This is a genomic window from Marinobacter alexandrii (assembly GCF_005871205.1).
Lineage (GTDB): Bacteria > Pseudomonadota > Gammaproteobacteria > Pseudomonadales > Oleiphilaceae > Marinobacter > Marinobacter alexandrii.
Map to the genome: position 1 here is coordinate 443,577 of NZ_SWKM01000011.1, position 22,949 is coordinate 466,525.

The 22,949-nt window shown below is 55.9% G+C and carries 9 protein-coding genes; 8 read left to right on the forward strand and 1 reads right to left on the reverse strand.

The genetic code is table 11. The features are described from left to right. Positions 1–77: 77 nt before the first annotated feature. From FCS96_RS02420 to FCS96_RS02455, 8 genes are all read left to right on the forward strand, one after another. Positions 78–2,789: a hypothetical protein gene (locus FCS96_RS02420; protein ID WP_138438645.1), complete on the forward strand. Its 2,712-nt coding sequence runs from the start codon at positions 78–80 to the stop codon at positions 2,787–2,789. Beyond that, complete coding sequence (locus tag FCS96_RS02425; protein ID WP_138438646.1) at positions 2,776–3,171, forward strand: response regulator; 396 nt, start codon at positions 2,776–2,778, stop codon at positions 3,169–3,171. Before FCS96_RS02420 ends, FCS96_RS02425 begins: the two co-directional genes overlap by 14 nt. After that, positions 3,164–6,403, forward strand: coding sequence for a poly-gamma-glutamate biosynthesis protein PgsC/CapC (locus tag FCS96_RS02430; RefSeq protein ID WP_138438647.1), 3,240 nt, complete (start codon positions 3,164–3,166; stop codon positions 6,401–6,403). The genes FCS96_RS02425 and FCS96_RS02430 overlap by 8 nt, the downstream gene beginning before the upstream one ends. Further along, positions 6,400–8,826, forward strand: a complete 2,427-nt coding sequence (locus FCS96_RS02435) for a carboxypeptidase-like regulatory domain-containing protein (protein WP_138438648.1) — start codon at positions 6,400–6,402, stop codon at positions 8,824–8,826. Before FCS96_RS02430 ends, FCS96_RS02435 begins: the two co-directional genes overlap by 4 nt. Next, positions 8,816–9,727, forward strand: coding sequence for a hypothetical protein (locus FCS96_RS02440; protein WP_138438649.1), 912 nt, complete (start codon positions 8,816–8,818; stop codon positions 9,725–9,727). The genes FCS96_RS02435 and FCS96_RS02440 overlap by 11 nt, the downstream gene beginning before the upstream one ends. A 164-nt stretch (positions 9,728–9,891) precedes the next feature. Continuing rightward, entirely contained in the window at positions 9,892–14,697 is a 4,806-nt protein-coding gene (locus tag FCS96_RS02445) for a hypothetical protein (RefSeq protein WP_138438650.1), read from the forward strand. Next, positions 14,687–18,820 carry a hypothetical protein gene (locus tag FCS96_RS02450; RefSeq protein WP_138438651.1) on the forward strand — a complete coding sequence of 1,378 codons (4,134 nt, stop codon included), beginning with the start codon at positions 14,687–14,689 and terminating at the stop codon, positions 18,818–18,820. Before FCS96_RS02445 ends, FCS96_RS02450 begins: the two co-directional genes overlap by 11 nt. 100 nt (positions 18,821–18,920) lie before the next feature. Beyond that, positions 18,921–20,870, forward strand: a complete 1,950-nt coding sequence (locus FCS96_RS02455; RefSeq protein ID WP_138438652.1) for a CASTOR/POLLUX-related putative ion channel — start codon at positions 18,921–18,923, stop codon at positions 20,868–20,870. A 136-nt stretch (positions 20,871–21,006) separates the two neighbouring features. Here FCS96_RS02455 and FCS96_RS02460 read toward each other — a convergent pair whose 3' ends face one another. After that, complete coding sequence (locus tag FCS96_RS02460; RefSeq protein ID WP_138438653.1) at positions 21,007–22,920, reverse strand: EAL domain-containing protein; 1,914 nt, start codon at positions 22,918–22,920, stop codon at positions 21,007–21,009. Positions 22,921–22,949 lie beyond the last annotated feature (29 nt).

A 22,949-nucleotide genomic window follows, 5' to 3' on the forward strand; every position in this document is an offset into this window, starting at 1 on the left:
CAGAGGTCAACGGATACTTGAATCGGCAGGCAGGCAGTGGCTGGCTGATATGAAATTCACATAAAAAACTAGAATTCATGGCAAAAATTCGAAACTGGCGTGTCGTTGTGGCGAGCGCACTGGCTTTTATTCTTCTGATTGCGGCGTCAGCGTCCGATTCGTGGCGTACCGGTAATCAGATGTACAGCGACTGGCTTTTTGACCTTGGCGTCATCAGCCTTGATCGGGAGCCGGCGGTTCTGTTGGTTGAACAGGCAGGTGGTGCATCAGACTCCGGAACATTAACGGATTTGGTCGTTGAACTGAACCGGCTGGGTGCAACACGGACGGTGGTGATGCCAGGGCCACTGGCGGCCGCCGCAGAGAATCTTTCCACGGATTTGTCCGACAAAATTCTGGTGACGGCAGCGCCTGGCACCGACAGGGCAAAGGCAGAAGGAGTGAGCTGGATTGTTCCCCCATCGTTTGAGGCGGGTTACTTTCGCTATGCACCATTGCGCCTTGATCAATCTGAGAAGAACGAAGCCGGCGTGATGGTGCCTTGGTTTTTGACCTTGCTGAATGAGCAAGATTCAGAACGGTCGCCTTTGTACCTGAATTTTGGATTCCTGAAAAACGGATTGCCTATTGTTCGTCAACAGCAGGTGCTTGAGGGCGAGGTGATTGCGGAGGTTGTCGAAGGTCGGGTTGTATTGCTTGGGCCATCGGAAGACGCATTGTCTCCTGGCTTCCCGGTTCCCGGTTCGGCCTCGCCCCTGAGTCCGTTAAAAATGCAGGGGCTCATCTGGGCGACTGCCGAGGGGAACGCCGGCTTAACCGTACTGAATTCGGTGTGGACGGTGTTGTTCATTCTTTTATTGTTTTTGCTCAACCTATTCGTGTTTCAGTGGCTGTCTCCGGTCTTCGGTTCATTGTTTTCGTTGGTTTTTCTTGGGGTAATTGGTGGCGCGGGGTGGTTCTCGCTGCAGTATTTTCACACTGTGTTGCCCGTTGTGGACCTGTCGGTTGTTCAGTTGGCATCGCTACTGTTTGTGTATCAGGCGCGACGCGCAAATGAAGAGCGAACCGTCACCGAAATGTTGGGGACAACGAATGCCGCACTGTTCGAGCGTTACATTCCTGAGGAGTTTAATGAGAGTGCTTCGCCCTGGCCCAAGCTGGTGGTTTTCATCAGTCAACAGTTGAACCTGGAGCGGTCTATTTTGCTCGAGCGGGTGCCTGGCGACCACCGAGTGCGCGAAATTGAGGCGATCAATTGTAATATTGGTGACATCGCTGAACAGCGCCGTGATTACGAGCGTGTTCCATACAGTGATGCTCTGCAGCATCGCAGACCGCTGCAATTGAAACGGGCGTACTTTAACTCCTCTGACACGCAGGAACTTGAATATTTGACGCCATTAATCTTCGGCGGCGAGGTGCTCGGTTTTTGGGCATTGACGGTCAGGCCGGGCAGTGACTGGAGTCGAGAAACATTCGAAAGCAATATTGCCAGTTTCGCTCTTCAGATCGGCGAGCTTCTCTATCACCGTCAGCAACTGGCTCATGAAAAGCGGCGAAACCGTCGTTTGGGTCGCAGGATTCTTGCTTTGGAGGTCGGACGAAATAGTTCGGAGCAGCTGCGATCGTCCTTGGAATTACTTGGCAACCGGTTGGGCACGCTTGAAACGATGTTCGACAGCCTGAACACGGGCGCTATCATGTACGATCTTTTCGGTCAGGTCCTGCAGGCTAATGCTCGGGCGTTGGATATTGCCACCCAGAGAAATCTGGCGGTGTACAAAATGACTGCGCTGGATTTTCTCTGTGAGCTGTGTGGTCTGACCCAGGACAATGCTCGTCGTGACTTGCGACACGTGACTCTCAAGCGCGCCGAGATCAGGTTGCCTGTCAGAGCGATCAGTGGTCAGCAGGGTTTGATGTTAGCCATACGGCCGATCAGTACGGTGAAAAAAGATCTGGACGCCGTCAAAGCCACGAACGCGCCTCAGCCCTTCAAGTTGCTAGGTCTTTCCTTCGAAATTACGGATTCAAGCCACGCAGGTGCCGCGCTGGAACGACGTGACGACCTGATACAGCAGTTCTTTCTGGGTCTCCGAAACCAACTTTCCCGGGTCACATTGGCCGCGCACCTGACCTCGCCTGATTTGAAAAATGTACCTTCAGGGGAACGATTATTGAGTCAGGTACGTGACTTCACCTCATTTGTCGAGTCCACCCTTAGTAAGGTCGAACAGCAAGTTGTTGGAGGTCAACAGCTACAGAGCCTGGAATCGGCAGAGCCGGTTAACGTGCTGCGAACGTTGAATAATGCACTTCGTCGTAGTGAGCCGGCGATCAAGCAGAAACGGCTGACCGTCTTGCGAGACGTACCAATCGTCGTTCCTCTGGTCGATACCGCTGCAGATGAGCTTTCTGATTTGATGGATAAGGTGCTCCGTCTTCTGACGACGGACGCCAGCCCTGGGACCCAGTTGGCGGTGTCGGTGAAAGAGTTTGCTGGGCCTGCGCCTCAGGTCAGTATCACCCTGAGCAATGTGGGTTATGGTTTGCCACAAGTGGCGCTGGACCGCATTTTAGCAAAACCGGTTGTAGAATTATTGAACAGCGATGACCCGATTGAAGAAAGTCTCGGTGTCGTAAAATCTGTCTCAGACTGGGGCGGCCAAGCCGAGATAACCGCGGAAGTGGGTAAGGGGTTTTGCTTGCAATTGAATTTTAGGTCTATGGCTCTTAGTGATGCTCAGACAATGACGGGTCGGCAGGAGGACGGTGATGCAGACACATAAGATCAAAGAACCGCCCAAGTCTGTACTTATTGTGGAGGACGACCCATTCCTGCTGCAATTGCTGGAAGAGCTGATTGCCGATACCGGACGACAGGTGTATACCGCGGCCAATGGTGACCAGGCCGTGGAGCTGATCAAGGAACGGGCCGATATTGAGGCTGTGATCACCGATCTTGCCATGCCCGAAATGGACGGAGTCAGGTTGATCCAATGGCTAAACGAGGAATTTCCCCAGATACCGGTACTTGTGGTGACGGCCACGAATACGGCTGAGATCGACACTCTGCTGGCCCAAAGGCGGGTGCACGCCGCATTCCAGAAACCGTTGACCAGCGAGCGCATTGGTCAGTTGCTGAAGGCGTTGAACTCTTTGCATGCTTGACGCTCTTTTCCCTCTCGAAATTTTCCCCACCGGCGGGCTCTCCAGTTCGGTCATCACGACCGTCTGGGTGGGCGTTTGTGTGGTGGTTTTTCTCAACCTCCGCTTCGGTACCACCTTGTCTGGACTGGTGGTGCCTGGCTACGTCATTCCGCTCCTGATAGTTCGACCGATCAGTGGTTATGTCGTGCTGTTCGAGGGTGTTGTCACCTATCTTCTGGCCCGATTGCTGGCTGAGACGCTGCCCAAGGCGATGGGGTATGCCGAATTGTTTGGCCGTGACCGCTTTTTTGCGCTGGTTCTGTTGAGCATCATGGTCCGCTTGGTCTTTGACGGCGCGGCTTTCCCTTACCTTGAGGGTGTGCTGGCGGAGCAGGGCGTTGAATACAGCATTCGCAGCAACCTGCATAGCTTTGGCCTAATTGTGGTTGCCCTGATCGCCAACCAGTTCTGGAATGGAGGATTGAGGTTCGGGGCCACCTCGCTGGCGCTGTACCTTGGCATTACCTATGTGCTGGTGCGTTGGGTTTTGATGGAATTCACCAACTTCAATATCAACACACTCAGTTATATGTATGAAGATCTGGCCAGCTCAATTCTTGCCAGTCCCAAGGCGTACATCATACTGCTGACATCGGCTTTCCTGGCGTCGAGGATGAACATCCGATATGGCTGGGAGTATAACGGCATTCTGGTTCCCTCCCTGCTGGCATTGCAGTGGTACCAACCCTCGAAACTGCTGGCCACGTTCGTGGAAACCTTTGTCATCCTCTTTCTGGCTCGGCTGCTACTGACATTGCCGGTTTTGCGTCAGCGAAACATCGAAGGTGCCAGGCTGCTGTTGCTGTTTTTCACCATCAGTTTTGTTTATAAGATGATCCTGGGGTTTGCGCTTATTGACTGGGCGCCCAGTGCAAAAATCACTGATTATTATGGTTTCGGATACCTGCTGGCGACATTGATTGCCTTAAAAATGCATCAGAAGGATATCCCGGCTCTGGTTACCCGAGCGTCCCTGCAGACCTCAGCAGTAGCGGTGTTGGTCGCCAGCGTTATCGGTTTCGGTTTGACGCTGCTTCCTGATCGGGAACAGTACACGGAGTTGAAGGATACGGCCTATCAGATAACGCAGCAGACGGTGGACAAGCCCCTCGATTACCTCCACCAGAAGTTCGCAGATCTGTATGACTCCGAACAGTCAGATTTGTATCTGGCCCCCACTCCCGTGGAACTCGACCAAATTGAAACAGGGTTCAAATGGTTGCGGCAGTACACTCAGACTGGAAATTCAGAGGACCTTGCCAGGGCCAACGTTGCTTTGAGCGCACAGGGTTTTCAGCTTGAAGTGGTCAATAACGACATTCTGGCCGTATCTGACTCCGATCCGGCTCGAGGTTGGGGCCTTTACTTCCTCAACCTTGACCCGTCCAGCCCCCTGTTTGTGCAGGTGCCTGCGCCCCTGGATGAAAACGCAGCAGCAGAAGCCGGGTTCTGGATGTTACTGCAGGACCGTCCCCGGGGCTTGGCCATGTCGGGCTCACGTCGCTTTGCCAGTCCCGATGGGGCCGGGGATGTTTTGCTGAACCCTGCCACGGCGTTTCAGACATTCCATCGGGTGTTTGCTGACAGCAATGTATTGCAGTTACGCAGCTACACCCAGTCTACGGCCAGGCCTTTGCTAGGAGTGCGCGCCTCGGGTCTGGACCTTGAGGGGGAGGCCGCGACGTCAAAGCTTTGGGTGAAGCAGAGCCTTCCCGAGGGCTTGAGTCTCCGAAACATCAAGGACCGAACGGAAGATGTACAGGTCACCTGGGCGCCGTCGCCTTTGAATAATCGGCAGCGGGATGCCGTTCAGGATGGGTTTGCGGAACTCTTCATTGGTTCCGGTGACCTACGCCGCTGGATCGCCTATGGCGATGCCTATCAGCTTCAGACACAGCTTCAGAACAAGAGGATTGACGGTTACCTGCAGCGCTGGCTGGCCGATAACAAAACGCTGATTGCCGAGGCCGGCTCCGATCAGTTTCAAGAACCTGAGCTGGGGACTCTGGCGTTTTTTGATCAGTTGGTACTGACCCCGCTGTTCCAACTGGTCCATCAGGAGTTGCGAGGCGGCTGGCAGTCCACTTCGGAACCAAGGTTGGTCCGCCTCTCAGTGTTGGCCCAGAGTCAGGGTTATCAAGTGTCCCGATATCAGCACATTGAAACCCGGGCCAATTACCTGATCCTTGCACCCGTACTCAGTGCCGAAAACCAAGTGCGCAACTGGGGCATTTATGTGTTTCGGTTAGGACCGGCGAAACCGTTGTCGATTCAGGTGCCGCGACCGCTGTACGAGTTGAACACCTTTGAGTTTGGCGCCACGTTTTTTGAAGAGAGTCAAGCCGCGATGCTGATGATTTCGGGCTCGCATCCGTACGCCAACGCTGACGGCCGGGCGGATGTTACGCACCCTGCGAATCAACGGACGCTCTTCAACCTGGTGCATCAGGTCTGGCAGCGGGAGCTTGGTTCGGCTCCTTTGGAGACCGTTCAGATGCGCGGAATGGGCGATGCTTCTCAGCTTGGTAGTGGGGGTGCGGACGTACTCGCAGCGTCTTATTACGGACTCGCCAATGAAAGTCGACGTGATCTGATTGAAAGCACCTTGAGAAGGCTCGGCCTGAGCGTCATGCCGGTGGAAGGGCAGCCTGCGACGGCCGGGTATGAGGCATCCATCAACGCTCAGAGTCTGTATCTGAGCCTGACGGATAACAAGGACCTGACCACACTCTGGTTGAGACCGGATACCCGACGACTGTTCCGATCCAGCGGAGACGATCGGCAGCAGCAGAGCCGGTTTGAGGCAGTCGGAATTTCAAGTCAGTTGGCTTCTTTGCCTGAACTGATGGCTAAAAACAGCTTTGCGCCTGCATCCCGGTCAGTGCTTGAGCGCATTACCAAGGTGCTTCGTGATTATCAGACCAGCGGAAACATCAGCTTTCTGGAGCGGCTGGTAAGTCGTTATCCAGATTTTCGTTTCAGTCGTGTGGTGGACCTGAACAGCCAGCAGGATTTTCTGGTTGTTCGCCGTGCTGCAGGTGAAACGGTGCTGATTGCGAACCTTGCGCCCAGTCGTGATGTCAGCGTGAGCCTGTTCACGGAAAATCAGTCTGCCAGTGACCTTGCCCGTGCTGTGCGCGACTTTGTCGGCTCACGTCAGTCATTCCTGATGATTCAGGAGGGTGCTGAATGAGAGTTCTGGGACGGGCTATCACACTGCTGATGATTTTGCTGTTGTTGTGGCCGATCGGAAAAGAGTATGTGGTGGTCGCCCTTGAGTGGATGAACGATAGTCCCGCGAGCCAGCGTCCTGATCTACCGGACGAAGCCGATCAGGAAACAGTATTCTGGCTGAGCTCTGAGCGTTGGATGAGGTTTTCGCTGACCGAAAGTGCCTCCACCGTGCGGATTCTCGCCCATCTTGAGATGTTGCCCGATCAGGTAGAGGGTGATTCTGACCGTCTCTACGGTTTTGCCTATCGGCTGCTGGATGAACGCGAAAATGAAGTCTATTCCGACCGTCACTATTTTCGGGCCGCTGTCCTGCCTCCCCGGCAGCTAGAGGATGGCCGTGAATTCCCCGCGCGATTCTATGATGACCCGGAACGGGTCGCCAGTGCCGCTGAGAATCTTTTTTTCGGGCTGGGCGAAGCGCCGTCCGCGGTGTCGTTGGAGCTGCGTGCGATCGACACACCTGTCGCCGAAAATCGAATTGGTGTGCAAATCAGTGAGGAGCAGACCCGGCCGCGGGCGGATGCTGGGCGAATGTGGCCTCGGATGGCCCCGGAAACGCGTAAGCGACTGCTTCGGTCTCATTCCTATCCTCCGCACCTGGTGAGTCCGTTCGAGATTGAAAATGTATTGATTTCTCGCTGGATGCCTCTAGGTCCGGAAGGCGTTGATGGCACCGATTTCACCAGTGATTACCTGTACACGCTGAATGTGCCTCCTGCGCCACCGATGGATGCCAGCAAGGTTGTCCCCTCAGGTTTAATTGCCACTCAGAGCCATTGGGTGACAATGCCGATCCCCGGGCAGGGTCGTTACCGGCTTGAAATTGAACCCGTGGATGCGAACGTTCGCGACTTTACCGCCAATGTTGCACATCAGGGCAATAGTGAGCTGGAAGTTCAAAAATCCCAGCTGCAGGGGCAACCGCCAATGCTTGTGTGGAAGGGAGAACTCGCTCCTGGATTACTGAAACTGAATCCCAGTGTGCCAGTTGCCATTCGACTGTTCGGTGACGACACCGGTACCGAATTGACACCCGACGCTCGCTACCTTCGCGCGGACATAGTCACGCCGGGTAATCCGGTGCGATTTATGCTGGATCCAGACAACGACGCCGGCCAACCGGTCCGACTGGATCTTCGAACCTTTGTTCATCCGGAACGACCGGATTCAGGGTTGCAAGCTGCGGTGAGTGTACGTGTAACCGACGAAAGCGGAGAAGTGTTGGAGGAGTATCAGCAGGGTATCAATCCACCGCCCAGTTATTACCAGCGATTCAGCGGAACCTTGGCTGGCAGTCGGGTCTCGGAAGCCAAGAGCCTGTTTCTGCAAGTGGCGGAGAACGCCGCTGAGCTGGAGGTGACCAGTAATACGCCATTGTTGGTCACCGGCTACGCGCGATTGATGGGCCTGCCATTGGAGCGTGACTTGCCCAGCGAACGTCGGCCTTGGCAGGGCTACGCCAACCGAATGCCCAATTGGTTTCTCATGAAACCTATGGCGTCACCGGAGCCAGGGCAACGAGTGACCTTGCAGTGGTTTTTCAAGCCGATCGAACTCAACCCTGCCATTGCCAGTGGACGCTACGATTGGGAGGCGCTCCAGCCAGCTCGCAACAGTCTGGCCCGTGAGGTTCTGTTTCCTCACCGGCTGTCAGGACCTCTGCGCGAATCAGCAGTGGGTAGCATCTACCGAGCTTTACCCAAGGCGCCGGTGACACTGACTCTCGTCGCTCCCGAGAAAAGCATTTCTTTCATGCCAGAACTGATTTACCGCCGTTCCGACAGCGCACCGGAGACTGTGACCGTTTTCAGAGACGGGAAAGTGTGGTTGCGCAGAGGCATTGCAGGGCGCACCGGGCGCTTTTCCCTGCCGCTGGTTGATGCGGGTAAATACAGGATCGAAGTTGAAGGGTCAGGCCAGTGGTATCTGAATCACAATCAGCCTCCGGATGGCGCGGGGTATTTGAAGCGTTCGTTGTATTTTCCGGAGTCAACGGGGCAGACCTTTGTGCTCGACAAAGTCCTGGCCCGGGAGGTTGCCAACCTCGAGGTGATAGCGCCCCAAGGAGTAGAGAGTTATACGGTGACGGTTCGCGTCAGCAATGCAGTACGTTCCGAGGGGCTTCTGGACGACTTCAGCTTTCTCGACAGACGCTACCAAATTCGTGTGAAGGATAACGAAGCCTTGATGCTCGGCTCGCAGTCCGGCGCATGGGCATCCCCGGTCACCATCGGCATCCCACTTGGTGAAGACTTGCCCCCAGGGCGTTATCGAATCTCAGTGGAGCTCAATAAACCGGGTGGTCTGATGGCTGGCTACACCGTGCGTGAGGGGCAGAGTCAGAACTATCGTTTCTTCAGGAGGTCACTGGATGGCTATTAAAAAGGCGGTATTCCACTCATTGATGGCCATGCCACTTTGCCTGTGCATGGCGAGCGGTGTGTCGGCTGAAGAGACTGATCGACTGGTTGAGGCAAGAGAGGCGTTGCAATCAAAAGTTGACAGTTTCGATCTGCTGACAAATGAGCAATTACTCACGCTGGAGAAGCAGTTCGCTGATCTTATCCATGCAGATTCCAAGACGGACCTGACAAAGGTACGTCAAACTCTGGAACAGGCCGGTTTTGAGTGGCAATGGCTGGAGGAAGGCCTGGTGATGCTAACAGATCGCCATAGCAAGGGCCTGGGCCATTATCTATTCCGCCTGGATTCTGATCTCGCGCTGATGCTGCAGGCACCCCATCAGTTCTACGATCGCCACACCGGTCAGTTGGCGATTGATCTGTTCCTTGAAAGCAAGGCCAGGGTACTGGCGCTGAACAGCGCCCACCGCCGCCTAAAGATCAATGATCGAACGGGCAACGCCGACATGGCTCACCTTGAAGGCACCGCGTTTGGATCTTTGACACGGGCCTTCGGGCTTAGCCGGGCCGGCGGTGTAGTTGTTCAATTGCACGGGTTCGCAGCCGGCAAACGCACCAGTGAGGCCGGCCGCGACGCAGACATTATTGTTAGCAGCGGTCAGCGTTGGTTGCAGCCGGTGGCCGAGCGGTTTTCTGCGTGCCTCTCAGAAGTGGGTCGTTGGAACGTTTTGCGGTTTCCCGTGGATGTTGGCGAGCTGGGGGGGACCACCAATACCCAAGGGGTTGCGCTTCGGCATCTCGGAAACAACCGCTTTGTGCACCTGGAACTTTCAAGGGATCTGCGTGAAAAGCTGATCGGCGACTCGGTGGACTTTAACGCCCTGAATGCTTGTCTCATTGATTTGAACGGTGGGCTGTAGTGATGGTTCGCGGGTTTATTGGCGTTATATGTTGGCTGATTGCCTTGCCCGCTGTCGCGCTCGTTTCGCCTGGACAACGGGTAGCCCCAGATCAGAACGCACCCCTAATCTGGCAGCAGATTCGGGCGTTTGAACACGCACCCTCGGCAATTGAAGAATCTGAGGTGAACGGAGACGTGCTGGTCCTGGAGGCGGGAGAGAGCGCGCGGTTCCCGATCGAAACGGGACGTTACCTGCGCCTGGACTCTGAGATGGCTGATCTCCCTGGCCTGGACGGCCTTGAGGTACAGCAATCCTCTGACGGTGCTTGGTTCTACCCGCTGGCTATGAGCAAAACTATTCCCGATGGCGTGAGGGTCAGCCTGCAGCCCGTTGATGGCGATCGCGCCATTCGGTTGCATAACGATGGTGGAGAGACGCTTCGGTTCAGGGTTTCAGAGGGAGAATATCGACCGGTGCCGGAAGAAGTAACCTGGCAGCCAGAGTCGGTAGGACAGATGCCCGAAGTCACACTCAGGCGGCATCCTCAAGCGGCCCTGCAGCATGTCCAATCATTGCAACGCACAGATGCCCATGAATTCACGCTGGAAGGCCCGGCGTTGTATGCGCTCAGTTTTCGCGAGACCCAGAATACGCTGTCGACCCGTCGTCGTGGGAGGATTTCCGTCGCTCTGGATGACCAGTCACCAGATGTACATTATCTGCACTTCACAACGGACCGACGGCACCGATATCAGCTTGGTAGAGAGTCCCTTTTGCTGAGCCATGCCGAACGGTACTACCTATGGGTTCCGGAGGGTGATCATCAAGTCGCGTTGCGCTCGGACAATGACTTGTGGCTCGAAGTCCTCAGGGCTGAACATCATCGCAGCACCTCAGTGGGCAGCTCGCGGCCCTGGATGGAGACGCTGGCGGTAGTGCGTGACCGGTTGCTCTTTCAACAGCAGCAGACACAGTGGGCTATTCATGAGGTACTGACTCGTGGAGCCGGCGCGGCTGAATTGGCGGCTGCGAGCTTTGATTCGAAGACAATGGAAGGCTGGCAGTCCGGTTATCTGGATAATGTTTTCCGGCGCCGTTATACCCAGGAGAGAGTCTTGTGGCCGGTTGAGGGATCGACGCAGCAATGGCTGACGCCACTAAAGACCGAATTTGCGCTGACCGTCGAAGATGACCTGTATTACGCCCGCCCTGAACAACCGAAGGATCGCAGTGAGGGTTACTTCCAGGTTGCGAGTCAGAAGCGAACGCTGGCTTTGCCGCGAACTCAAGGACCGACCCGTCTGAAAATCAGTCTGACTAACCCCCAGCAACCGGTCACGCTGAGTATTCACTACGGTGAGCAACAACAGCTGTTGCGCTTTGAACCCTTCAGCCAGCAAGATCCTGACCAACGGCGGCTGACGGCTCCTTCGCAAGAACGCCTGCAGAGTTTGAGCTCAGCGCCGAAGGTCTTGGTAAGTGACGTGGTTTTGCCATTGCCGCAGGGGGTGAACAACGTCAGCGTAAAAGCCATTGAGGGCAAGGCCAGCATGCGGATGGCTGTTGAGGAGGGACGTTGGCCCGAATTCACCGAGCAGGAATTCTGGGATTACCTGAACGATCTCGGTGCGGGTGTATTTCTGTCAAGCTGGCAGTCATCAGGTCATCGCGATAGCGATTTCGTCGACCGTCTCGGTTCCAAGTCCGGTGTTCTGGACGTGGCGAGAGTTTTTCAGGACAGCCAGTTCCTACGTGACTGGCTGGGTAGCCGTTACCAGAATTTTGTTGACGATCTTTCTCCGGCTTTGTCGGCTGTGCCACCGGAAAAGGTCCGGACAAACCTTGATTCCCTCCCGACGACGGACGAGCCGGCACTGGCGCGTCGCTATGCAGAAGGCGTGTTTGTACATTCGGCGAATGCGGATAATAAGCGTCAGGCGTTCCGGGTGCTGAAACAGATGTTCATTAAGCATGGCGACGAATACGCATTACAGAGTCTTCTAGCCACCGCGTTTGTGCATCATGATCAGATGTCAGTCTTGCCAGACATTGCTCTGATTATGGAGCGGAACGGTTACGATCAAGTGGCGCTAAAACTGGCTCTTGTGCTACTCGAATCAGGCCGGCTGGAAGAGAGCCGGCGGCAGGAAATGCATGAACTCGCACTTCGTACTGCGGTGCTGGCAGACTGGCAACTGACGTTAGATCACCTGGCGGAGGTCCTGCCAGCGGCCGAACAGAAAGCCTGGCGCCAGCTGCACGTCCAGGAAAACTATGGTTTCAATGATCCATCGGTAGCGTCAGAGTGGCACCATCCGATCACCGATTTCATGGCAAAAATGCCCGAATCGAATGCGGTTCCGGCTGAGGCTTGGCTGTCGCTGTTTCGGCGCGATTACCCGGGATCCTGGCGTTGGAGGGACTGGCCGTTTGGTTTCCAAGGGCCGGTTGAGCGGGTGAATGTGCACAACCCTGATCTCAACCGTTTCTACCAGCGTCAACGGATTTCTCCAAACACGCCGCTGAATCTCACGGTGACTGGCCCGGTCCGGCTGCGTATCAATACAGCATTGCTTCACCGGGAACGAACCAGTCGCCTGAATGATCAATTGATGATCCTGCACAACGATCAGGATTACCGTTTTTCGATCATTAACAGCGGAGTTTTCAATCGTCACCGAATCATCGGTGCCGGCAGCGAATTTCCGGGAAGTGTGGAAACTATTGAGGCAACTCTTGGCCCGGGGGAGCATCGACTCGTCATTGCTCCGGGAAAGCAGTCAGCGTTAGTAAATATTGAACTGAATACCCCGGAATTCATGTCCAGATCTTATCTGGCTGCGCAGACCCAGGCCTGTGATCTGGGTGTTGCTGAGTGGCCCCAGTTGCCGGGTGAAAGGGCGCTGCCTACGAAACTGTCGATGGTTGCGCCGCATTGGGTACCCGACCTGACGGAAAACAACGACCAATGCCGGCGTTTCCGAGCGGATGCCAAAGACGCATCAGACCTGCAGGATGACTATGCAGGTGCCATGCAAACCTTCATGTTGGGCTCAGGCGTCCGTTTCTCGCCAACACCAACGTCTGCCGGGGGCGAATTGCTTCCACCGACACCGTCCCGTCCCCAGCCACTGGATAGGGTGTCTCAGTATTTGTCACAGGTGTTGGCCACGCCCGGCTTTTCGCGCCGCCCGTCGTTAATCGCACGTAGCAATGCGCTGGCGGCGGCGTACCCGGATGCGCTTGAAGTCCAGCAGAAACTGGGTGCTATCAATGCGGAGCAAGGTTGGCAACAAGAGGAACTGGTACTTGAGAGCGCCGGAATACAGCAGTTTGACAGTTCTGACTGGCCACCGTCGCTTCCGTTTCTGAGATACCGTTACGACCTGCTTGCAGAAAGTCCTGCTGTCTCTGAGCAGTTGTTAAGCGGCATGGACCCCATTGTTGTAGCCGTGAATGATGGTGGGCGCGGGCAATACCGGTTGAAGGTTCGTTTGGATAAGGTTGGCTTTCAGCGGGTATCTCCCGTGGCTGTGGCTATTCGAATCAATGGCGAACACCGCTCTCGGTTCAACCTAAGTGAGGTAGATTCAAACCGGAGGGTACCGCTGAATCTTTCATCCGGTCCGTCGCAGATCGAATTGCAATTGCTGAATCCTTCTAGCCGTCACTCGGTTTATTTTGAGCTGGAGCAGCGCAATGGCCCTGATTCAGGTTGGCAAGCTGTAGTAAGAGAGCAAAATCGCCGCTATTACAAGGTACTTCCGGGGCAATCGCTGGAGCTGTATGTCGACCAGCCGACCTGGCTTCGCCTGGAAGTATTTGACGGTCAACGCAGGGTTCAGCAATACCGTTATCATCCGGCCGCAGGCAATCTGGTTATCTCGGCTGAGGACCTCAGCGGTTCTTATGTCAGGGTATATGGGCTCCGCCATCAGCCAGGCAGGTTGACGGCTCAGCCTCCTTCGCCAACGCCGGCAATGACACCGACGCCGGAGCATCCGCTTCAGCGGGCGAATGCGCCCTTGCCTTCGGCGTTGGTTTCAACTGGGCTGCCGAATCCGGACCGCGAGGCTGGCACCCATGGTGTCTATGCAGACTGGGTGCAACGTCGCAACTTTGACGGTGGCTCAGACCTGGAGCGAGAGCGTTTCGTCGAGCTGGGCTGGCGCTACCAACAGAATCCGCTGTTCTCTCGCTTTTACTGGCAATCGGATGTTTTTTATCGGAGTCATAGTTCTGAGGACATTGCGCTTTTGGGCAGCCAACAGTGGCTGACGTGGCGCCCGGACAATCGGTACTGGCGGCTGAATCTTAACGCCGGTGGGTTTTGGCAGCTCGGCGATTCTGCTGGCAGCCTCAACCTGAGGGCAACACTGGATGGTTACATGCCACTCAGCAATCACTGGACACTTGAGCATGAGGTGTCCGGTTTCGCCCGGTATCTGTCGGAGGGAGCGAGCGGCTCACGGACGACATCTTACGACGATGACGTTTTTACCGTTTACAAATCCAATCATCGCCATGGTCTGGACTGGACGGAGTCACTGAGTTACCGGCCCTGGCGTGATAGTCGGTTCTTACTTGATGCCCAGGTTCGGTCCAATGAGGACTTGAGCCCGGACCGCTTTGTTATGGCCTTGCGCTGGGACCAGTTCTGGCTTCACAACACCCGCACATACCTCGGTATCCAGCAACGATGGTTGCAGAAAGATGACGATCGCCCAGAAAACGACTCTCAGCAAATCGTGGAGGCAGGCCTAGAGTGGCATATGTGGCAGAACCGTGGGCGCCGCTGGTTCGTGAGGTTGGATACCGGTCTGGATCTGGACGTCTCTGAGCCATCATTAAAGGTGTCGTTCGGGATGGACGCACCGGGCACCAAACGCCTGGAAGATTACCGGCAGGAGCGCTTCTCGTTTTTTGATCTAAACGAAATGAACGCGGCTCGGTCTGTGGACACGAATGAGCTGAATTATGTCGAATAAATCTTCAAAAAAGATGCTAACCCCGCTGGATCACATGTTGCTGGGTCTTAGCAGTCACTGGCGGCAGGTATACAAGCATCTGGCGTTCCAGCTTGAGCAGGAATTTCTCCGCTGGCGGCGGGGTCGGAACCGTCCTGAGACCGTGTCCGAGGCGCAGTGGTTGGTGCAGCAGGTGGCAAGTTTTCTGGAGTTTCGAATCGGGCAAACCCTGAGCACTCTGGATCAATTGGATGAGGGTTATCGAGGTTTTACACGTCGGTACAAAGGTGCGGGCAGCGCCCTGGAGCGTCATCAGCATCTGTTGGCTTATGCGGAAGAACTCGGACAGAGTCGTCGTGGTCTCAGGGGCGATCGAAGATCACTGGAGCGCTGGTTCGATGAATCGGCCCTGCGAGATCGGTATCAGCGCAAGGCGAGTGAAGAGCAGCGCCTACTGATTTATTGCATCCATCGGCTGAATGTCAATGTCTGTTATTTTCTGCAGAACTTCACTCGCGCCGAGGATGTAAGGATGCATCTTTCGTCGCTTGATAATCCGGATCTGATCGAACGGTTGCTGACGCAGAAGTTAGATCACCGGGCAACGACGGCCACTCTCTCGCTGCTCTGCGGATTGCTGGATGTCAGCCATGGGGTGTTCGGCGAATTCATTGAACCGCAGATTCTGCAGTACTGCTATCGCATCTCGAACGACCCAAACCAACCTTTGTGGCTGCAGGCCGAAGCGCTCAGGGTGACCATGCGGCTGGACTCTGATTCGTCGTTGACGTTGGCGCAGGATCGATTCGACCGGCAGGAGGCGGGTGACCAGATATTTTTCCGAGCCCGGATTCTATCGATAATGTTGCCAGTTCAGCACCATAGCCGGGCGCGGGATTTATACCGGCGAGCCTGTCTGGACAGCAGTGAACATGTGCGGCAGAGCGTGGTCGGGATCCTGCCAGAGTTGGAGCCGGAAACGGTCGGGTCACTAATTGAGTTATTGGCCGAGAAAGAAACCTGCGACCGGGTTCGAGCTCGCCTGATTCGGTTGCTACCAGGCCTTGTCCAATTCCGAAAATGCACCCAGGAATTTGCCTTGGGTCTGATCCAGCCGTGTCTGAGTACTGACGTATCGTCACTGCTGGTGCGGGCGGGTTTGGCAGCGTTGATGGATCTCAGTTATTTGACACCGGCGGTTTCCGATACCGGTATTGAGCTTGAGCAGCGGTTGTCGCGCCTTCATCTAGGGCATGAGGAGACGTCGGTCCGCCGCGCCGCCGCCCAGACCAGGGAGCGACTCTGGTCCAGCCATCATCTGTTGGCCCGATCGAGCATTTTTAAGCCGCTGAAAGATCTGGACTGGCAGCGTCGGATGCGGATTCGACTGGATCCGAAGGGACTTAGTGATGAGGTCCTGGGACGTTTCCTTGCCAGCCTGGCTGAAAATCGCTTTGGCTTTGATGTCTCGCGCCAGGGTGACCGGCTGAAAGTCACCGGTGGGTCGAGTTACAAGTTCCGAAGTTGGCGGTTCCTCCATGAACTCAGGACCAGCGCCAGCGATAAGCGACAGAATTATAACCACACGAAGGGGCGGGTGTTTTACGGCCATATGCAGGTACCTGCCTGGCATCTGGCGGAACTGAGCGAGACTCTGGTGCCCGGTGAACCGGTTCACATTGCAGAAGATGGGGATTGGCGTCCATACCTACCGCTACTTGATCAGGTTTTGTCGGCTCTTGATCAGGGGTGGCCAACTCGGCCGGTCGAGCTCTATACCAGTGAAGGTATAACCCGGATACATCCACCCGAGGGTCTAGTCGCTCGGCTGCGGGCAAGACTTGCTATAACATTTCGTTTTTCTAAGATTAGCCGGCTTCGCAATTGGCGAGAGTCTGCCAGCCGGGAACCGGATGCTTATCTTGCTGAATTGGAGAAGCTGGGCTTCCGATTCGAGATCTTGGGGCATCGCAAAGACGAAGGTGCTCGCCACGACACGGACCCACGGGTTCGACGTTTCTTCCCGGGGATGGTCAGCATTGCTCCATTACCAGTGCTTTGGCAGGACTTCCGAAATTATTTCTATTCGGTCTACGAAAATAACCTTCAGCATCTGGTGATGTTCATTGCCGCAGCTGCAGTGGTCTTTTTCGGAAGACACATCTATATCGGCCGGCAAATGAAACGAGCCCGAGCAAGGCTTCCGTTTGTCGTCGGTGGCTGGGGCACCCGGGGAAAATCAGGTACAGAACGACTGAAAGCAGCCCTGTTCAACGCCGAGGGGCTGAGCGTTGTGTCCAAAACAACGGGCTGTGAGGCGATGTTTCTGTACAGCCCGGCTAACGGTAGCCTGCGTGAAATGTTTCTGTTCCGGCCGTACGACAAGGCTTCCATCTGGGAGCAGGTTGATCTGGTCAGGTTGGCGTCAAAATTTCGGGCAGACGTTTTTCTGTGGGAATGCATGGGTCTGACTCCGCGCTATGTTCAGATTCTTCAGGAACAATGGATGCGGGATGACATGGCAACTATCACCAATTGTTATCCCGACCATGAGGATATCCAGGGCCCGTCAGGTATCGAAATACCCAGGGTTATGCAGAGATTTGTGCCCAAGCGAAGTCAGTTGCTAACCACCGAACATAACATGTACCCGTTTCTGAACGCTGCTGCGCAACAGAAGGGCAGTGACATCGTCAAGGTGGAAGAGTGGGAAGCTGAACTTCTGGCGGCCGATGTATTGGATCGGTTTCCCTATGAAGAACATCCGCTGAACATTGCGCTCGTTTTGCGCATGGCTGCGGAGCTGCAACTCGAACCGGACTATGCGCTCAAGGAAATGGCGGATCGTGTCGTACCTGACCTTGGCGTACTTAAAGTCTACCCACGAGTGACTGTGCGCAGTCGTCACCTGACGTTCATTAATGGCATGTCCGCAAATGAGCGTCACGCTGCTCTTGCGAACTGGCGGCGGCTTAAGATGAATCAATATCATCCTGAAGAGACTCCGGATGCGTGGATCGTCACGGTGATTAATAACCGTGCCGACCGTGTGCCCCGGTCTCAGGTGTTTGCCAAAATGCTGGTCGACGACTTGAGCGCCGACCGGCACTTCCTGATCGGCACTAATCTGGACGGACTTCAGTCGTACATTGATCATGCGATGCAGAACCGGCTTGAGAACGAGGGATTCGCCGATCAGAATTCGGAGCGCCTTGCTGAGTCGCTTGAACAATATGCGAAGCAACTGCGGGTGGTGACCAAAGACGAGACCCGTTTACAGCGAATCCTGGCGATGGTGCGAGGAATGGGGGTCGAGATACCATCGAGTGCCGTGAGCCTGTCGGACCGGGAGGCGTTCAGGCATTTTTGCGAATCCGTCGAGATGGACGCAGATGTCATTGAGGGAGTGCTGCGTCAATGGCAGGAAGACGAGCAGGAGCTGACCCAGTATCGAGAGTTACAACAGGCTCTGCAGTCCGGCAGCGCCGGCGCAGAGGCTCTGACCGATACGATTCGGACCTGGTTCAGGAAGCGGGTGGTTGTGCTACCTAACAGCCATGCAACGGGTGATGAGGTTATTCAGTCCATCGTGGACGACACGCCGCCAGGGCTGGAAACCCGAATTATGGGAATGCAGAACATCAAAGGCACAGGCCTGGATTTCATCTATCGCTGGCAGTCCTGGGACCGACATTACCAGGACGGCCGGTTGCTACTGTCGGACGATCCAGACTCTGTGCTCTCCGCTGCCCGGAATTTGGCCGGGGTCGAGGATTTTGGTTGGCTCGATTTCGATTATTTCGACCCCCTGCTGACGGAGGCGATGGAGCTCTCGACGAACCAGACGCAGGCCATCCAGTCCGAGCTTGAAATTATTCGTAGTCGGCTTAAACAGCGTAAAGCCGAGCTGCAGAAAACAACCGGCTCTCGGCAGGACAATACTGGCTTCATGGAACGCCTTCTGGATGGCCTCGAGGCCATTCTGGATGCAGGTGCCGCGGTGAGGCGGCGCAAACGTGCCAACCAGATTTATAAGGATTTGACCGGCCAGCGGATCAGTCACGAACGCGCAGCTTTGGAACTGAAAGATATCAATCGATCCCAAAAGGGCGGTTGGTTGAAGCGGCGTTTTATCGCGTATTGATCAACGTAGCGGAGCAGACAACGCCGTACGGTAAACATTGAATAGGGCGCGAAGTGGTATAGGATCACGGAGTTTGGCGTCACTTGGATAGAGGAAAACCATGTTGCCCTTTCGGCTTATTGACCGCGTTAAGTTTCTGGTAGAGCGCCAACTCGTGAAGGGAGCGGGATTCCAACTTCTCGTTGTCGGCGTTTTTATTGGGTTGATCTCCTTGATCGGTGGCTTGCTGGTGCTGCCTCTAGGCGACTCTTTCAGCGATGTGGGTACGGCCATCTGGTGGGCATTTCTGCGGCTGACAGATCCGGGTTACCTCGGCGACGATGTTGGGACTTGGCAGCGGTTTGTCTCCACCATGCTAACGGTGAGCGGCTACGTGGTGTTCATGGGTACCCTGGTGGCCATCCTGACCCGCTGGTTGATCGCCAAGATGGCCGACCTGGAGCGCGGACTGACGCCAGTCACCCTGAAGAATCACATCGTGGTGCTGGGGTGGACCAGCCAGACACTGCCGTTGTTGTCGGAACTGCTGAGCTCCTCTGGCCGGATGCGGCGTTTTCTTGAAAAACACGATGCTCAGAAACTGAACCTGGTGGTGCTGTCGGAAGATGCCTCTGCCGAGCAGGTGCATGAACTTCGGAGTGAGCCGGGTATCCGGCGTCGGGCGCGCCAGATCATTCTGCGGTCGGGCTCTGCCATTCAGCCGGACGCCTTGCACCGGGTTGCCTGTCTGGATGCGGCGGCGGTGATTGTGCCCAGCGCTAGCCAGGGCGTCGGTAGCCTGGTGACTTCGGATGTTGAAACGGTGAAAGCGCTGTTGTCCATTGCCGCTCAGGCTCGTCAGTACCAGTCCTCCCTGCCGTATGTGGTGGCCGAGATTCAGGACGTGCGCAAACTGCCGGTCATCGAGAGGGCCTATCCGGGTGAGGTGGAAGTGGTCGCCGGTGATGCGTCGATCAGTTCACTGATTGTTCAGAACATCATTCATCCGGGCTTGTCCGAGGTTTACAACGAACTGCTGACCGGTTCTGAGGGCAACAGCATCTATGTTCGGGGTGGCGAGTCAGTTGCGGGTTTGTCGCTGGCGGAACTGGCGTCGGCGCGGCCGAACGTGATTGTACTGGGCTTGTTGCGCCCGATTGGCAGAGGCTGGGATGTCCGGCTGGTTGCACCCTCGGCGACGCGTATTGAGGCGAATGACCGGGTCATCATGATGGCCAGGGACTATTCCGAGACCGAGCCAAATGCCAAGCGGCCGTCGTTGCCACCCGTCGATCGGCTTGAGCCGAAGGTAGCCGTGCGCAACGGTGCCGACCTTGGGCAGCGGGTGCTGGTGCTTGGCTGGAATCGGCGCGTTCCCAGCCTGGTCGCGGAATTTGGCAGTTACAGCAATCAGTCGTTTTCGTTGGACCTGGTATCGGTGGTGCCAGCCGCGGAACGGTCGTTGGCGATTTCCCGCTACGTGGGCGATCATCCAACGGTCCACTGCCACCATGTTGAAGCGGATTATATGGTGGAGGGTGAGCTGCGGCGGCTTGATCCATCCTCGTACGATTCAATCGTTCTATTGAGCAGTGATCGTCTGGCCTCGGGGGAAGAGGCCGATGCCCGGGCGATGGTCGGCTACCTGCAGCTCGAAGACATTCTGATGGAGAAAGAATGCCGTCCTAACCTCATTCTCGAGCTCAGTGACCCGGATAACCGACCACTGCTGTATGAACACCGCAGCGAGATGTTGATCAGTCCGATGATTCTCAGCCACATCCTGGCCCAGGTCGCGTTGCGCCGGGAGCTCAGAATGGTGTTGGATGAGTTGTTTACGGTGGGTGGCGCGGAAATCCAGTTCCGTGAACCGAGCGATTACCCGCTTCCGGGCAGCGTCGATTTCCATCTGCTGGAACGCATCCTCGCCGATGAGGGCGAAATTGCACTGGGTGTATTCCGGCAACAAGCCGATGCCCAGGGGCGGCACCTGCATTTGAATCCGCCACGACGGGAATACCTGGACTTACAGCCTAGCGACCGTCTTGTGGTGCTGAGTCTGACGGACTGAAGCAAGCGAAAAGCGGTTTGGACAGGATTGATTTGATCGGTTTGATTTCGAGATACAAACATCAGCCTGAGCGACGGCAATTCGATCTTTAATGGATTTGTTCAGCGATGATGGGGTACGACCTATTCGACTTCAATTATTTGGCCCGGGCCACCCCAGGACCCGTTACGCCATCAAATCCCGCCTCCCAGGCTGCCTCGATGCAGGCCTTGGACGTCGCGCCCGCCAAGTAGATCTCAAGCCCAATAGAGTGCGCCAACATCGTGAGTCGCTGCACGTACTGTTGCGCGGTGCGGTCTGATTCCAGAAGCTGGGCATACACCGGATCCGTCTTGATGTAGTCCAGCCCGAGTTCGTGCACCTTGGAAATACGCTCCAGGTTACGGCCGACACCACCAATACCAACCTGGCATCCACGCTGTTGTGCTTCGTGAATGAAAGAGCCCAGGTGCAGGTCGTCAATGCTCAGTGCCGATTCCGGAAGTTCGAGCCGGAGCGGGTGCGACTCCGATGGTCGCCGTTCAATCAGCTTCAACATGCGATCGCACGTGTCCTCATCGAGCAGGCTTTCTGTTGAGACGTGGACGAGCACCGGGTTGCCAATAACGGGCGGGGCAATCGAACTCAGGTGTTTCATCATCGCAATATCAACCCTGGGGAGCAGGCCCAGGCGCCGGCTCCAGGGCAGGAAGTATTCCGCAGCCCGCCAATTGCCGTTGAGTTTCAGGCGAATCTTGGCTTCCTGATGCAGTGGGGTGCCGTCGCGGCCGACCAGCGGGTGCATCGCCTCATCCAATTCGCCATTGTCGAGCGCGGACTCAATGGCGGCACGCCATTCCGAGGCGTTGCGGAAAGGAATGTCTTCCTGACGGTCCTCTCCGATCACCAGCGGTTCTTGTGTCTGTTCCGCCTGTGCCAGCAGGTGATCGGCCCGCATCATTACCTCGGCACGGCTGGTGCCCGGGTGAAATACGCATGCTGAAAACTGCAGACCCTGGCCGGGTTCCTGGCTGCCGGGACCCTGGATTTCAGAAGCAAGCACGTCGCTGAGCGCATGGGTGTTGCTAAACTCCGGGAGCAGAATGCCGAAGTCTGAGCCGTTTAAACGCCCGATAAAGACGTCGGTGAGGTGGTGTTCGCTGGCCGAAAAAATATCGGACACCTGGGCACAGAATCGACTTAGCTCAGCATTGACCTGTTCATGACCAAGTTTGGCGTTCAGTTTTGCAAGGTCCGGCACTCGGGCCAGTATCAAGGTATGACGGGCTTCGCTGTCGTGATCGCCTAGCAGCGCATCAAGACGACTGGCAAAGAACTCCCGGTTGGCGACGCCAGTGACCGGGTCGTGCAGGGCTTTTTCTCGCATTTCCGCCAGTGCCTCGGCCTCGCGCTCCAGCATGTGCTCGACGCGCCGGGACAATTTGTTCATGGCCCGAACCACCCGCTGGAACTCAGTGGTTCTGGGTTCCTCGGACACGATGAAGCGTTTCTCGCCGATGGCCTCGGCCTGCTGAACCACATCTTTTAGGGGCTGGCTGATTCGTCGCACCAGCCAGCTGCCGACCAATCCAGCGCACAGGGCAACTAATGCCAGCCACATGAACAACCGTTGGGCAGTCACCCACAGCGAGTTGGCGGCATAGTCGGTTGCGCTTTCCACAGACACCGTCCCATAGTTGACCCAGCTATCAGATACGTTGGCGACGCCCGCGGGTACCCTGAGCGGGAACAGCGACCTAAACCAGGCCGGAGCGCTCAGATCCGTGGCCTCGCTCCGCACATCAACCGATTGGCCATTGCCAAATTCCAGGCGGATGCGCTGGTAGTGGCCAGTCGCAAACTGGGCATCAAGAAAGGAGCGGATCAGGGCCCGCTCTTTTTCGGTTTGAGAAAGGGTGATGGCAAGGAAGTTCGCGCTATCAATGTTCTTCAGCGCCAGCTGTTCCTGATAGTAAGCTTGTGCCGAAACCAAGCTGGCTGCCAGACTGCCGGCAAACGCCGTTACAATCAAAATGATGGTAGCCAGCCACAGCTGTTTAACGAGAGACATTGGAACTTACTCCTTCGCTAAGCATTCGA